The organism is Saprospiraceae bacterium, from assembly GCA_016713025.1.
Taxonomy (GTDB): domain Bacteria; phylum Bacteroidota; class Bacteroidia; order Chitinophagales; family Saprospiraceae; genus OLB9.
On sequence record JADJPZ010000004.1, the window covers coordinates 3,656,541 to 3,672,400 of the forward strand.

Annotated in this window: 8 protein-coding genes and 1 tRNA gene; 4 read left to right on the forward strand and 5 right to left on the reverse strand. The window is 38.2% G+C overall.

All coding sequences use genetic code 11. The features are described 5' to 3' along the window. On the forward strand, positions 1–381 hold the full coding sequence (locus IPK35_21925; GenBank protein ID MBK8055852.1) for a hypothetical protein: 381 nt from the start codon (positions 1–3) through the stop codon (positions 379–381). Positions 382–825: 444 nt separating this feature from the next. On the opposite strand, the gene IPK35_21930 is transcribed toward IPK35_21925, so the two are convergent. Together IPK35_21930 and IPK35_21935 are read right to left on the reverse strand one after the other, a co-directional pair. Beyond that, positions 826–1,770, reverse strand: a complete 945-nt coding sequence (locus IPK35_21930) for a hypothetical protein (protein MBK8055853.1) — start codon at positions 1,768–1,770, stop codon at positions 826–828. Next, on the reverse strand, positions 1,758–2,897 hold the full coding sequence (locus IPK35_21935) for a metallophosphoesterase (GenBank protein ID MBK8055854.1): 1,140 nt from the start codon (positions 2,895–2,897) through the stop codon (positions 1,758–1,760). Before IPK35_21935 ends, IPK35_21930 begins: the two co-directional genes overlap by 13 nt. 377 nt (positions 2,898–3,274) lie before the next feature. On the opposite strand from IPK35_21935, the gene IPK35_21940 reads away from it, so the two are divergent. Then, positions 3,275–4,126, forward strand: coding sequence for a neutral zinc metallopeptidase (locus IPK35_21940; GenBank protein MBK8055855.1), 852 nt, complete (start codon positions 3,275–3,277; stop codon positions 4,124–4,126). 162 nt (positions 4,127–4,288) lie between these two features. Here the strand turns inward: IPK35_21940 and IPK35_21945 are convergent, their stop codons facing one another. The 3 genes from IPK35_21945 to IPK35_21955 form a co-directional block, all read right to left on the reverse strand. Then, positions 4,289–6,112, reverse strand: a complete 1,824-nt coding sequence (locus IPK35_21945; protein MBK8055856.1) for a glycoside hydrolase family 9 protein — start codon at positions 6,110–6,112, stop codon at positions 4,289–4,291. Positions 6,113–6,241: 129 nt separating this feature from the next. Then, the gene (locus tag IPK35_21950; GenBank protein ID MBK8055857.1) at positions 6,242–6,985 is read right to left on the reverse strand and encodes a GLPGLI family protein; all 744 of its coding nucleotides are present in this window, start codon (positions 6,983–6,985) and stop codon (positions 6,242–6,244) included. A gap of 55 nt (positions 6,986–7,040) precedes the next feature. Then, positions 7,041–9,866, reverse strand: coding sequence for an outer membrane beta-barrel protein (locus IPK35_21955; GenBank protein ID MBK8055858.1), 2,826 nt, complete (start codon positions 9,864–9,866; stop codon positions 7,041–7,043). Positions 9,867–10,059: 193 nt separating this feature from the next. Here IPK35_21955 and IPK35_21960 point away from each other — a divergent pair. Next, positions 10,060–10,133: transfer RNA gene (locus IPK35_21960), tRNA-Met, on the forward strand. Positions 10,134–10,281: 148 nt separating this feature from the next. Further along, positions 10,282–15,801: a hypothetical protein gene (locus IPK35_21965; GenBank protein MBK8055859.1), complete on the forward strand. Its 5,520-nt coding sequence runs from the start codon at positions 10,282–10,284 to the stop codon at positions 15,799–15,801. Positions 15,802–15,860: the final 59 nt, after the last annotated feature.

Here is a 15,860-nt window from a genome sequence, read left to right on the forward strand (position 1 = left end):
ATGGAATCTAATGAAGATTTTGAAGAGAAAGACATCAAAAATGTAGATGATACATATTCAGGTAACATAAAAGGAAATATCCTCAGCCTTATCAGGACTACTCAAAGAAACTACATAGACCTGACGACCATTGCAGACAACAAAGCGCACATTCTTATCAGCATTAATTCTCTGATGCTGACAATTTTACTCCCCATAATACTTTCTAATTTTCAAATTATTGTTGAAAAGGCACTGTACATACCTGTGGCATTACTTGCTCTTGCATGTTTGTTAACCATTATATTTTCTGCCAAGGTGCTTGTCCCTTTCAGTGATATTAAACATTTTGAGGAGACTCAAGAAAGAAAAGGTAAAAGGAGCCCGTTTTTTTTTTACTAATTATGCTGATCTTTCCCTTGAAGAATACAGATCTCTTTTTCAGGAAACTATTTCAGACAAAGAAACAATCAATCAGGTAATTGTAAGTGATTTGTATTATTTTGGGATCAATCTATCTACAAAGTATAAATTGGTTCACATGGCTTATAAAATATTTAATATCGGTATTATAGTAAGCTTTTTAGTATTTGGTCTCATCTTCTTACTTTAGAGTATGTTTAAAATTTTTCTTAGTTGTAAATCAAGAGATTATGGTTCTGGCGATAAAATAATCAACGCATTTAGTGAACTAAATAGGGCGATTATTTTGAAGCCAGGTTCATAATACATTGATTTTAAAGCAATAAAAATTTAAACATACTCTTAATTTAAGGCAACTATTTAAGAGTATTTTAAACTTTTATCATTTGGATCCAAGTGACAAATTTAAACATACTCTAAAAACTATTCTTTGGTTTTTATATTTTTTATCAGTCTGTCAGGCCTGTCCAATTCTTCATAAAACTTAAGAATATGCTGTTTATTAGCTTCAATTGTAGATGGTTTTAAGTATGAAGCATTATCACATTTTGCCAAAACAGTTTGTTTTAAGCTTTGGTAATATTTGACAGCGAAATCAAATTCTTCCGAAGAGATGACATAAGGCATAAAATGTTTCTCATGAACACTTGTAATCGGTAAGTTTGGAGCTGGAACAGCATAACTTTGGCCAACAAATCCCGAATAATCAAAATCATAAGGCAATGCTATCACTCTTTGGTATTGAGGTAACTTTGCAATAAGGACATTGTGTTTATTGCCGACAGACCAATCTGTGTTGGAAATCATATACTGGAAAAAATACATCAACAAAAAAGGTTCTCTTTCCAAAGATGTCGAATTTAAAACTGACTTGCTTTCCACAACTCTTGCATTTGTCCTTAATGCATAAGCATCTTCGTCTTCCACTACTATTGCTGTAAACTGCTCATCGACTTCTTTTTTATCATTGATGATCTGAACATCCACTAACTTTGCTCGTATCGAATTGGAGTCAATAATTTGATATATTGTGTAGAGAAAGTATTCCTTGAGTAATTTTTCCTGAGCAGATTCTCCGCTTCTGCATGGGAAAACCATTTTCAATTTATCAGCTGATTTTAAGGAATATTTTGAAAGATCTTTTTTTGCAAAATTAAATTTTACAGGTGGAAAATAACAAACTTGCTTGCGCATATTGCCCCGTGCCCTTACTGTAGATACCAAAGAAAATAGTGAAGAGTCTTTGGAGTTGATAAGCTCGAATGTAGATTCCTGTTCTAACTCTTTCAGTTTGATTTTTATCAGGTTTTTAAGATTGGTGGTTATTTTTAGCTTTGGATTTTTATTACCATCAGTCATGGTATACATAAAATCAAATAAGCTTCTTTTTCTTTTTTAGAAGGTTTGTTCAACGCAGACTTTTTACCATTTGCTTTGCCTCTATAAAAGCGGTCATCATTCCATATCAGTACTTCACCTGATTTTCCCGTAATCAAACCACAATCTATTAAAAATATTTTTCCATCAAATCTTGATGTTATTTCAGGCATTATGGTGTGACCTACAATCACGGAATTTACATTATAAAAATGGAGAATTTTCTGAATGGAGTCCTCGTGAAAGGCCAAAGTATCTGCGTACGCCCGATACCAGAGTGGGCCATCATCACCTATTAACAATTCGATCTTTTCGTTTTCCACCAACGGTATAACATCATTTTTCATGATGGAATCTCTGAACAGACTGTTGATCTTCTGTGCAGAAAGATTTGCGTCAACCACTTTTTGAGATAATCCGGCATGAACAATTAACTGATCATTGATAGTTATGATCACATTCTTTTTTCTTAACCAACTACCAAGAACACTCTTGCTGGTAAAAAAATTATGATAAGGTGTTTGTAATACACCAGACGTGTATACATATTTGACATTTAGATACCTAAGATCATTATTTAAAGTCATCCAGTCGTGATTGCCCAACATGATATGTACTTTTCCTCCTGCAGCCAGGGCTTGTTTTTCCAACTTAAATAGAAACCATAAAATCTCCATCACTTTATCTCCACGACTGAAATGATCTCCAGCTACAACAAGATGATGATCTTTGAAAATCCAGTTGCCGACAGAGTCAATAATTTTATGCACCTTTAGTAATGACATCGCTGTATCAAATTGCCCGTGCAAATCACTGATAACTATAAATTTATTGATATTGTCATACTCCCATGTTTCATCATCAATGATATCAAGACTTGTCAAATCTACCTCAGGTAAATTGTCGACTTTGAACGGGAATGCGTTTATTTTATGGACAGATGTATCCCGAGGCAAGCCTTTATCAACCCACTTGATTTTTATGGAATCGCCAGCAATATCTATATAGGGGCCATCATTGTACTTTTTCGGTTGACCGAATATACTAAGTGATATCAATATCCATGTTAACGAAAAAATAATTTTTAAGTAAAAATGTTGATAATTAGCTTGTGCCATTGTAATTGTTGAACTGATTATGTAAGTAAAGATAATGGTATTATTTGAAATGTATATATTTTGAGTCCAAAGGTGTGAATAACTAATTGCACTTTTCCAGTATTCTTCTTAAGAGACGGTAAAAACCAGGATGAATTAATTCAGAACTTACATATTATATAATATTGTGCAATTTTGTGATACACCCAATTGGATTTATGCATTATCTGATCGATAATTGCAAAAATCTTCCTAAGTTTGTTACTTTTATTATAAATTTATGTCAGAAATTGCAATATCAGCATTTAAGTTTAGAGTATGTTTAAATTTTTATTGTCTTAAACTAAAAAAATTTTTAAACATACTCTTATTTTCACACAATAAAATTCTGTATATATATGAAATGGGAAGGACGCAGACAAAGTGAAAATGTCGAAGATCGACGGGGTATGAGCACGACTGGAAAAGTGGTGGCTGGTGGTGGTGCTTTAGGTATCATCTTTTTGATTGTACAACTTTTTCTTGGTGGTGACAATCAACAGATACTGAGCCAATTGGAAAACCAAATGAATCAGGGAAGTACTACTCAATCAACAGAACTCACTCAGGAAGAGAAAGTTGTTGGTCAGTTTGTTTCGACTGTTTTTGCAGATACCGAAGATGTTTGGACTAAGTTATTCAGAGAAAGGGGCATGACATATCGTATGCCCAAGATGGTACTATTTAAAGAGGTGACTCGTTCCGCCTGTGGTGGAGCCAGTGGCAGCACAGGACCTTTCTATTGTCCCGGAGATGAAACGGTGTATATGGATATGTCTTTTTTTAATACTCTCAGACAAAGATTTGGCGCAAAAGGCGGCGATTTTGCCATCGCATATGTTATAGCTCATGAGGTGGGTCACCACGTACAACATCAATTGGGCATCCTTAATGAAACTCAAAACCTACGGCGTAGAATGCGTGAAGCACAAGGCAATCAGGTTCAGGTAGCTACAGAACTTCAGGCAGATTTTTTTGCAGGTGTGTGGGCCAATCAAATTAAAAAATACCTTGAGCCCGGAGATGCTGAAGAAGCGATCAATGCGGCTGCAGCTGTCGGCGATGATAATATCCAGAAAAATACCATGGGATATACGCAGCCCGAAACATATACCCACGGCACATCAAAACAGCGTATGACCTGGTTTGCAAAAGGATACGACACAGGGGACCTAGATCAAGGAGATACTTTTAAGGAAATACTAAATTAGTTAGAGTATGTTTATACTTATAATATTTGGCTACCGGTGGCAAATCTTTTAAACCTGCGAGCATTGCCAACAGGCAGATCAGCGTTATACTTTTTTCATTTGTCAAAGTCATATCTGTCTTTGACTGAACCATTCAGGCATCTTGTCCAAAATTAAATTTTCTCACTTTCGCTCCAACATAAATTTGTGATCAGCCAGTACCGATAAATAATAGGTAAGACTCGCCGTGCCATCCATCGTTGGTTCATTGGTGGAGTAGTCACCGTAGTCATCGTGATACACACATAGATCTGATTGAAAAGGTGCATATTCATCTTCATCAATAAGCGTCAGGCCTATGAGGCTTTTGAATATGTGTGTGTATACAGGACCATCTACCAGTCCTCCGTCAATAGGAAATCGGTTTTTTACAGTAAATGATGAGTGTGGATCTACCGGAGTATCGGTGCCTATGGGAAAACCCACTATCATAGACGTACCCCATGGATTACAACCGAACAACCAATCCCTGAGCGATGCTTCCATTTCGCAATATTTTGTATCACCAGTGAGCTGGTGGTAAAGCCGCATTTGCGTCATGGCAGCTACATTGAGATTGTTGGAGCACCATATAAACGGAACTCCCATTTTAAAACCATTTTTTTCACCCCGCTCATAAATGGCGTCCAGTCCTTTTTTCATATGACTGATAAATCTTGTTTTGATGATAGAATCCCGGGAAGCTGCAGCAATATGATAGTGTCCCAGATTCAAAAATGGATACCACTGATAGTGTCTGGCATGGTTAAAGATCATCCATGGTGTTGCCGGCTCAAGGTCGCCCCAATAAATGGCATCCTTTAAATAGGCATCTTCATTCGTAAGTTCGTAAAGTTGGACAGCGGCGAGTTCCAGATCGTCCACATAGTTATCCTCTTCATAAAAGTAAGGTGCCTTGATAGAGACAGTCTGACTGACACCTAAGTCTGATTTTGCGAATTGATAGGCATCTCCCGCTTTTTTGGATAGTTTTTGGCAAAAATCAGGATAGTAAGTTTTCAAAGTCGAGGCACCCAGTGCAAATGTGGAAGCAAATTTTGCAGCTGAAGAAGAAACTCCGGTGCTTCTGTTTTTATGCTTGCTAAAACTTTGCTGTTTGCCTGTGATAAAGTACACAGGCCTTTGTTTTCCACGACCGTAATCCACTTTGTCATCTGTAGGAAGCCTGAAGCCGGCGTGGTCCCTGTCGTCAGCGATCTGATTGAACATCACTCCATAAGAAGGATTCATTCTATCTAGCCAGTCAAGGCCCCATTTAGCTTCATCGAGTATGTCGGGAATTCCATTTTGCCCTTCCATTCCATTTGCGTCATGTTTATCTGAAAAAGCTTTTGGGTTTTGCTGATACGCAAAAAGCATCTGATATGTGGCATTAGCTGAAGTGGTCACATACTGCAGATAATCAGATGCATCATGCCATCCACCTGTTACATTGATATATGTCGAATCCAGCGAAGGATGCCCTACTATAAACCCATCATGTGTATGGCACGAATCTTTGAGGAAAGGGTTATAACCACATCGCTGCTGCCGCATATATTTAATAACAAAATCTGCCGCCCCATTATAGACATCATCAGAGATCCTGAATTTGGGTGACTTTATGTTTTCTGATTGGAGATAGTATTCGCCGGGCACATTAAACTCTGAAAAATTCAACCTGTAAACTGCTTTAAATGCGGAATATGACCCGCTGGTTGTTATAAGTTTACTTTTATGGACTACTTTTTTTGAAAGTACTTCCACTATTTCAAAGCTTTTTGGTCTTTCCTTGCTCATGGATACAATGACTGCTACTTTGATACTTTTTTCAGTATAACCCAATTGGTTTACTCTGATCCAGGAAGAAGCATCTGAAGTTAAAACTGGTGTTTGTGTTTGTAGGCTTGCCCAGGTCTTATCAAGACTTAAGATTATAAAAATTGAAAAAAATATATATCTTTCCATGGCCGGTTAACTCATACTAAAATTTCCAAATGATAATCTATTACAAAGATATCATTAATTGATGATGTTTAGTATGGAAGCCTTGAGACATAAGAAAATTATACTTTCTTTCAAATCGATCATTTGCGGTTAATACCTCACATCCCAGTAAGGATTTCTACGACCCTGAACACTCAGATTGATGTGCTTCTTTTTGCGTGAGTAAAACTCTGCATATAATATTGATTTGCCTTTTATTTTTTGCGGTATGGGTAGTACCACTGGCTTTTGTGGGGCCATATCGACTTTTGTAGCTACAATATTGACATCATCATCATTAAAGTCCAGGGCAAGTATCATGCCTGGCAACCCTGAAAATCCTTCCGGGCCACTCATCACTGGTATCTTATCAGTAAACCAAGCGTGGATGACGACATTATTGACTGTGTCCTTCGTTTCGGCTTTCATACACACGTATCCTTCGATGTCTTTCAGCTCATTGAGTATCTTCCACTTCATTTTTGGGATTTCATCTTCTATGATATATTTTTTGCCTAGCAGGATCCTGATGTCTTTTGTTTTTTTGCCGATATGATCTCTTATAAATATATCTTCTTCTTCATCCCAGGAATAGCCATAATTTTCGGTCTTTTCTTTGCGAATGTAGGTGCTTCCTTCCTTATTGAATGTCAAAATAAAATCTTCACCTTTATTTTCACTTTCATTTCCCCAGGACAGTTTTATTCTGTCCTTTTCTTCCTGAGAAAGGAAAGGCATTTTGGTCACTATATTTACCCAGTGATATTTTCTATTGAAAGTGATGGTACCCTCCTGTCCTGAAAGCAGGGCATTCGTCAGGAAAAATAATAAACAAAAGTTTATAATCCGTAACATTTGAAGTATTTTTTATTTTGATTAAATAATTTTATTCAATTTCCGTTTACCGGAATCACCAGAATTCATTTCTTGTCACAGTGGATTTCATACCTTTGATATTGTAGGAGAATGACAACATCAGATACCTTGCCAATGACGGTGTCCTGGAATCAAACACCCGCGAAACCGAAGTAGATTGGGAAATCTGTATATTTTTGTTTAATGCATCATACAGTGAAAGGCGCAACTCTCCCTTGTTGCCTTTCAAAAACTGGCGATATACTGACAAATTGATAATAGGAATGTTTTGCTCAATTCCGAATCTTTCATTTTTAAAGATGGAGTGTCTTAATGTAGAGTTCCAAAACCACCCTTTTGCAAAATTGGTGTTGATGTCAAGGCTGTAGTTCTGATTTACAATATTCTGATTTTGAGTGGTATTGATATCATACTCTGTAGCACTGAATGATAGATCGGCCCTTAGGTAGATAGCTGTTTTTTGGGTAGGAGTGAAGTCGATGTTAGCTCCGGGTGCCCACCTTACTGTATTTGTATTGTTAAGGATATTGTTTACAAAGGCAAAGCTTTGTCCACCTGATCTCCCAAGACGCGTTCCCATTTTGATTTTGTTTCTGATGATGGGAAAATTTAAATTAATATTACTCCATATTTGATCGCCGCCAGTGTAATTGACGGGCTTTGATCTCGTAATGAGATTTTGATCCACAGATTGCTGCTGTATGATCTGATCTTCAAAGTAAGTATAAGAGACATTAAAACTTATTCTTATGGCATTGGCTGGCCATGAGTGATTGAACCACACCCCAGTTCTGTGATTGAGTGTGGGTACAAGGTTTGGATTACCTTCAGTAATAAACAGTGGATTGGAAAAATCTACTACCGGAAGTAGGTTTTCTATGCTGGGTTCAGATGCATTGATGCCATAATCGAGATTGAGCCAGGTGTTGCGTGTAAGACTTCCTGAAAATTCGGCATAAGGCAACCATTGATAAAAACTATTGTCCACTTTTCCTTTAAAAAGAGTCGCTTCCGGAGATTGGTAACTACCATCAAGGTCAAAAGTCTGATAAGCCAGACCTCCGGTAAAATTGAACCCCTTGTGAGAAAAAGTCATTGATGTTCCAGTCCTTTGATTCAGTATGGAGTTTTCATAAATACGACTCAGAAGATTATTTTGTATGAGTCTGAGATCTGTCTGATTCTGATCATTGACAGTCCTGAATCCGTTTTCATGGCGTGAACTGAGATTATAGAAAATTTTCCAGAAGAGTTTTTTGCTTAAAGGCTCACTAAAGATGGCATTGGCCTTGATCACGTATTTGTCAAGTTGATCATCATTAAATTGCCTTAGATTTCGTGTACTATCCTGTGCACCGATGTTGCTAAAAAATATATTGTCAGAAAATCTCTTTTGGTCTTCTGTTATGTCTGTTTTAAGGTAAGAACCATTGATTCCAAAAGTTCTGCCTGCTTTTCTGAACTTTTTTCTGAGTAGTAAAGAAGTATTGAGCAATCTTCCCGAAAGGTCTGACGTATTATCATAACTACTGCGGCTGGTGGTCAGTTCGCCATCTCTTTTTAAAGATGTATTACCTGATTGGGCTGTTTCAGTATTTACTACCGCAATGTCAGCGGTGACGATTGCTGTTAGGAAACTGTCTATGTCATACTGATATTTTGTTTCGGCCCTGTGGTTGATGCTGTTCTTATCCTGGTTATCTATACGGGCATTATCAAGAAAAAATCCGGACAGAAAAGATCTGGAGTCAGAAAAAGTGGTACGTTCATTTCCTGTATTTTGAAAAAAATATCTTCCGGCAAATTTGTTTTTTTTATGGTCATAGTTATAGTTGACACCACCCATTATGTTGGTAGGAAAACCACCACTATTGCCGGAAAAAAAAGCTTCGCTTACTTTGTTTTCCAAACCTGAGCTACCTCCACCATAAAAGTAACGGACAAAACCACCACCAAAACCGTAGTCATATTCACCATTGTCATCCCAGGAGTTGGAGCCCATAAAATCCTGATAATCATCCCATGAGAGTCCGTTTCTGCCAGTATTGTTGGCTACACCGACAAACGAAAACTGATTTTTTTTATCAAATTTATTATAATTGCCTTTAAGTTCGCCACGACTGTCAGAACCACCTCCTGCAGTTACTTTTCCGAATCCTCCATTCTTAAATTCTTCTTTGAGCTCGATATTCATAGTTTTTTCCTGTGATGCGGTTGATTTTCCTGTGAGTACCGCTTCTTCATTCTTTTTATCAAATACCTGCACCTTTGAGACACCCTCAGCAGGAAGATTCTTAATTGCAAACTTTGGGTCTTCACTAAAAAATGTTTTACCATCTACAGTAAGTTTGCTTATATCCTTTCCATCGGCTTGCAAAGCACCATCCTGATTCACTTCTATACCAGGTAATCTTTTGAGCAAATCTTCCAATGTGGAACCTTGTGGTACTTTAAACTGGCTGGCATCGTACTCCACGGTATCGCCCCGCAATTTAAGCGGTGCTTTGGCTTCTTTGATGACAATCTCCATCAGCTCCTTTGCTATTTCATACATCATGATAGTGCCCAGATCTATTTTGTTTTTGCCTTCATAGGATACATTGATAGTCAGTGGAAAATATCCCAGATATGATGTCTTTATGATACAGGATTTTTCTGTTATGGATTTGAACTCAAAATGCCCGTTCAGGTCAGTTTGTGTGTATTCAATCAGGATAGAATCTGTGTCCATGAGCATGACAGTAGCGGCCACAAGGGGACCATTGATAGTATCTTTGATAGTGCCTTTCACTTCATACTTCTGAGCCCACGAAATCTGTAAAAAAGACATGGTGATGAGTACAGCAGTAATTATCTTCATCTGGTGGGAATTTAGATTGTTGAATTATTGATTGTAAAGGTATATGTATATTTTTTGTACAAATATGTTGCATATGTTTTTAACATAATTTTAATCTTATCCTGAATTTGTTAAATAATTTTTTGTTGAAATTTTAACTAACGATAGCAATAATATTCTTAAAACTGCTTATCTTTGCGGCCGTTTTAATCATGGCGTGGTAGCTCAGCTGGTTAGAGCGCGCGATTCATAATCGCGAGGTCGGCGGATCATGCCCGCCTCACGCTACAAAAAGAGCCTTCAAAAATGAAGGCTCTTTTCTTTTAGAGTCAGTATTTTTAACATTTACCCCAGCCAGAAAATCATAAAAATAATTCCCCACTAAACTACACTAATTTGATGGTAAAATGAGTTATCTTTGGACAAATATTTACCAATGAAAAACCTCACTTGCCTTACTGTTTTATTATTGCTTTTGGTGGTCTCCTGCAAGTCAAAAAAGTCTTCCGACGACCTTCTCAATGTTGCTAAAGATCAGGAACTGCTTGATCAGTACTTTATGGCAGCTACTGCCGGTATGATATCATCTTCGGATGACCTGAAGTATGTGTTGAAAGAACCTCTGACAGATGCTGTACAGGAAAGTGATCTCCAGGATGTCATATCTTTGTCTCCTGCGGTATCAGGAAAAGTTACATTGTCCAATCATACAGTTCTGACTTTCACACCTGCTGCTCCTCTCAAATCAGGCGAAACATATACCGTCTCCCTGAATTTGAAATCTCTTGACAGCAAAAAATACGAAAACATACAGTATCAGATCAAAACATTTGCTCAGGATATCAAGGTGGACAGAGAAGGATTTGAAATCAATGATGATGGTACTATCTCATTGTTTGCAGGAATCAAAACTGCAGATAAAGTTACTGCTGAACAAATAAAAACCTGCTTCGTCACACCAGAAGTTACAGCAGAGGTCACAGAGAGATCGCCAACAGATTTTCTGGCAGCTTTCAGGTTGCCAAAATCAGCAGGAAGGGAGACAAAAATCCTCTGGAACGGACAATCCATAGGTGCTGAAATCAAAGGTGAAATACCGTTTTTTGACTATGATGCCAAAAGCCTTAGTGTGGTACATACCCACCATCAGGCTGTCGAAAAGACATTCAATATATATTTCTCGCAACGGCTCAATAAACAACAAGACCTTACAGGCTTGCTGAAAGTGAAAGATGACAATGTATCCTACAAAATAAATAATCACATTCTAACCATTTTTTTGAGTGATGTACGAGATGCTGATAAAATAAACATCAGTCTTAACAAAAATATCAAGTCTGTCGAAGGTAAATCGCTATCACAAGATCAAACCTTTGAGATCAGTACTTTTACTGACAAACCCGATGCTCAGTTTGTAAGTGACGGCAATTATTTTCCTTCTGAAGGTGATTTTAAAATTCCTATAAAAACCCGTGCTATCAATGCACTCAGAATCGTTGTGATAGAAATCAAACAGGAAAATGTCTTGCATTATCTGGCATGGCAATCACTCTCCTACTCTGATTACTACAATATCAGAATGTATGGAAAGCCTGTATATGATCAGATAGTACCCCTTAATGATGGTCTCAGAGACAATGAAGGATGGACGGTGCACGGTATCGATCTTACAGCAAAAATCAAAAAAAATCCGGGAAGTATTTATCATATTTCCATGGATTTTGGTCCTGAAAATACCACCATCGGATGTAAAAACAGTCTGACAAAATATAAAGTCAACTCCAAAATTCCAAATAATGAGTTTTTTGAATTAAGAGACAATTACTACGAGGATTCTCATTACTATTATGAAGATTACAACTGGGAGGAAAATGCCGACCCATGTAAGCTGGCTTATTATATGTATCGAGATCCGGTGCAAAGGATGTTTATTTGTTCAGATTATGCTGTGATTGCCAAAAAAGCAGGAAATACCTATCATATCGCACTCAGCAAACTGCTTGACCTGAGCCAGGTTTCAGATGCTGAGGTCACATTGTATAGTCTTCAAGCCGAAAAAATAGCCTCAGCAAAGACCAACAGCAATGGTTTTGTAGATTTTAAAAATATCAAAGGCGAAGCAGCGGTATTGAAGATTGTGAAGGGAACTCAACAGACCTATCTTGCGCTAGACCCCAATCAAAGCAATTCGCTCACGGAGTTTGACATTGCAGGCGAACGGTCAGAGATCGAAACCGAGTTTTTTGCTTATACTGACAGAGACGTATGGCGACCCGGTGACAGTATCTATGTTGACCTGATGATCAACAAAGCTCAAACTACCCTACCCGCCGGAATGCCTGTTGTTATGACTTTTTTTGATACAGAAAACATGGTCGTGGACGAGCAGATTCGCCAGATAAATACAGACAAAAACCTGATTCATAGTTTTACACTACATACTTCTGTGTCCGCAAAAACAGGATTGTACCGATGTGTTTTCCAGATCGGACCCAAAAAAGTCAGAAAAAATATCAGAATTGAGACCATCAAACCCAATACTGCCGAAGTGTTATATACTTTTACCGGCATCTCAGATAATACGATCTATACTGATAAAATTTCAGGATCTATACAAGTAAAATATCTCACAGGGTTTGAAGTGGGCAATGCCAAAGTTACTGCCAATGCCAGAGTCAGAAAGATATCACAGCCATTCGGAGATTACCGCGACTACAATTTTGATGTACTCGATAATGAAATAACTGACAACAATATCTCTATACTGAATACTCAAACCAATGATAATGGTACGGCTACATTTGCCGGAAGTCAGGATATGAAAAATTACAATTGCCCACTCAATGTATCCATAGAAACAGAAACCGCACTCCCTGGTGGCGGCACCAATAAAGAAGGGAAATCCATCAAAGTATATCCTTTCGCCACTTACATTGGTGCGAAAAGAAAAGATGGCACAGGATGGGCAGGCAATCATACTTTTACTGAAAACATAGAAGTATCTTTGGTTAATGTCAATAATCGTGGAAAACTGCACAATCAAAGTAATAACATCTCTTATCAGATTCAGAAGCATGTAGAATCCTGGTGGGTTGACAAATACAGACTGAGATCAGCAGGAAATTTTGTCAATGCCGAATACTGGCAGGACGTGGATGATGGCTCTGTATCTATCACAGGAAAAGGTAAAATCACCTTACCTAAAGGATCACTGGATAAAGGAGCCTACAAGATGACCATCACAGACGAAAGCTCCGGTCACCGCACTCAGACTTATTTTACTGTCTATGATGGAGTAGAGTCTATACCAGGGGCTCAACCCTACATTACTGAATTCGAATCTGACAAAGATGCCTATAAAACAGGAGAAACGATCAAATTAAAAATGCCCGAAATAGAAGATGCCAAAGTGCTGGTAAGTATCGAACGCGGTAACAGAGTGATAGAACAAACCTGGCACACCATAACAAAAGGCAATAATATCATACAGCTGAAATCCAATGATGACTGGTCACCAAATATCTACATACACGCCACCATCATGCAGAAATACAAACAGGAAGCCAATGATCTGCCATTGCGCATGTACGGCATTCGTCACGTAAAAATGGATGCTGCCATCACAGCTCTGAAACCGGTAGCAACGCTACCTGACAAACTTGAATCCAACAAAACCTATAACTTTACAGTATCAGAAAGTGAAGGCAGACCGATGGAATATACCATAGCCCTGGTCGACGAAGGTTTGCTCAATCTGACAGGATTTCAGACGCCAGATCCTTACAAACATTTTAATGGTAAGTTTCCTTTATTAGTAAAAACCTGGGATGTGTATCAATACCTGATCAACTACTTCAAAGGAAAATTTGCCGGCATCATATCTATAGGAGGTGACGATGCTTATCATCCTGATGCCATTGCGGAAATCAACAGATTTAAACCAGTGGCCATTCATATGGGTCCATTTAAGGCAGGTAAAGGTGGAAAAATGAACCACACTATCCATATCCCGAACTATATAGGCAGAGTAAGGCTGATGATAGTAGCATGCAATGATAAGAACTTCGGAAAATTGGACAAAGCCATACCTGTCAAAAATCCATTGATGATACAGACTCAGTTTCCAAGATCACTCAATGTCAGCGATAAACTTTTGTTGCCCGTGACTATCCTCAAGGATGAACCTGGTATTCAATCTGCTACTTTGACAGCAAAAGTTGATCCTACCATGATCAAAGGACTTACTGCCAGTAAAAGTATTGCTTTTGGTGGCAAAAATCAGGTATTGCAGTCTTACAATATTGAAGTGCTCAACAAGACCGGCAAACTCGATGTGGAGATGGGCATAAGTAGTGGCAATAAAAAGATGACCGAAACGACATCCATACCTGTGCATTATCCCAATTCATACGAATCCACTGTCAATAAACAAATTATAGAATCAGGATCCAAAGCAACGATTACGGCCAAACCTAAAGGATATGCCGATGTATTCAGCTCATCAGTGCTTATCAGTGGTCTTAAAGTACCGGATTTTACCCGATATGCAGGAGACCTTGTAGAGTATCCGTATGGTTGTCTCGAGCAGTCCACTTCTGTAGGTTTCAGCCAGCTATACCTCGACAAGATCATAGAACTTGATCCTGCAGAAAACAAAAAAAGAATGGAAAATCTACAGGCTTCGATGCACAAGATATCAAGAATGCAACAATCCAACGGCAAGTTCAACTATTGGGAAGGAAGCTACTATCATGCATGGTCAGACATCTATGCCGGCAATTTCCTGACTGAAATGAAGCGACTTGGATATCTCAATCACAATTCAGATATGCTCAGCAGATGGCTCGATGCACATGTTGCCACGGCCAATAACTGGGCACTGGCGGAAAGCAGTTCTTCATACGTCTATGAATCAGAATCATTGGCTCAGGCATTCAGGATGTTTGTGCTCGCCAAAGGTGGCAAACCGGCAAAATCAGCCATGAACCGATTTGTGACTTCCAATAAATCTGTCAACGCATTGACATGGTGGCTGGTCGCAGGAAGTTTTCAGCTCAGCGGATATGATTCAAAAGCAAAGGAATATGTTTCCAAGGCTGAAAATCTTCAGAAAAATCAGCAAAACTATTCCAGCTACGAATCCTTCGGTGATCCGGGTCGCGACAAGGCCATGATTGTTGAAATTTTGAGTTACATTGATTCTGAAAAGAAAAAGCTGGAATCCTATTACGATCAGATGGTAGAATCTCTCAATGCCATGTCCTGGACCAGTACACAAACAAAAGGTTATGCATTCATCGCTGCATTTAAGTATTTCGGAAAGGCACTGAATATTACAGGCAAAATTGATTACACCGTCTCAGGATTGAATGGTGGTGCCAAAAGTTATAATCATTCGTCATTTGAGCCAAAACTCATAAAAATCGATAAATCAGCTTTTGGCAAGCCTGTCACTATACAAAACAAAGGAAAAGGAAGAATTTATATATATCAGATGTCGAGATTTATTGACAATACACTCATCAAAGAAGGTACATCTTCCAATCTTAATATCACCACCGATTATTACAATGCCACAACAAAACAATCCGGCAACTCAGGTGCAAAGCAAGGAGATGATATCATCATCACTATCAGGGTCAATAATCCTGCTGCCACAGCACTCAATGATCTGGCACTAAATCTCAAAATGCCGGCCGGATGGGAACTTATCAATCCAAGGCTGTATGAAACCGAAATCGCCAAAAATAAAGGTAATTTTACTTACCAGGATTTTAAAGATGATCGGGTATATACTTTTTTTGGACTTAGACCCGGTGGAACAGAAGTCTTTAATTTCAAAGCCAAAGCGGCTTTTTCGGGCGACTTCTTTATGCCGGCAGTGAGTTGCGAGCATATGTACAATGGAGATATTTATGCCAGGATGGGTACGGGAAGGGTGAGTGTAATAAGGTAAACAGAAAAGAATCAACCTGAAATTCAGTTATTGAATGAATTCCTGATTGATTCTTTTCA

Coding starts and splice junctions, on each gene's coding strand:
- IPK35_21925 (MBK8055852.1), top strand. CDS start 1: ATGGAATCTAATGAAGATTTTGAAGAGAAAGACATCAAAAATGTAGAT.
- IPK35_21930 (MBK8055853.1), bottom strand. CDS start 1,770: ATGTATACCATGACTGATGGTAATAAAAATCCAAAGCTAAAAATAACC.
- IPK35_21935 (MBK8055854.1), bottom strand. CDS start 2,897: ATGGCACAAGCTAATTATCAACATTTTTACTTAAAAATTATTTTTTCG.
- IPK35_21940 (MBK8055855.1), top strand. CDS start 3,275: ATGAAATGGGAAGGACGCAGACAAAGTGAAAATGTCGAAGATCGACGG.
- IPK35_21945 (MBK8055856.1), bottom strand. CDS start 6,112: ATGGAAAGATATATATTTTTTTCAATTTTTATAATCTTAAGTCTTGAT.
- IPK35_21950 (MBK8055857.1), bottom strand. CDS start 6,985: ATGTTACGGATTATAAACTTTTGTTTATTATTTTTCCTGACGAATGCC.
- IPK35_21955 (MBK8055858.1), bottom strand. CDS start 9,866: ATGAAGATAATTACTGCTGTACTCATCACCATGTCTTTTTTACAGATT.
- IPK35_21965 (MBK8055859.1), top strand. CDS start 10,282: ATGAAAAACCTCACTTGCCTTACTGTTTTATTATTGCTTTTGGTGGTC.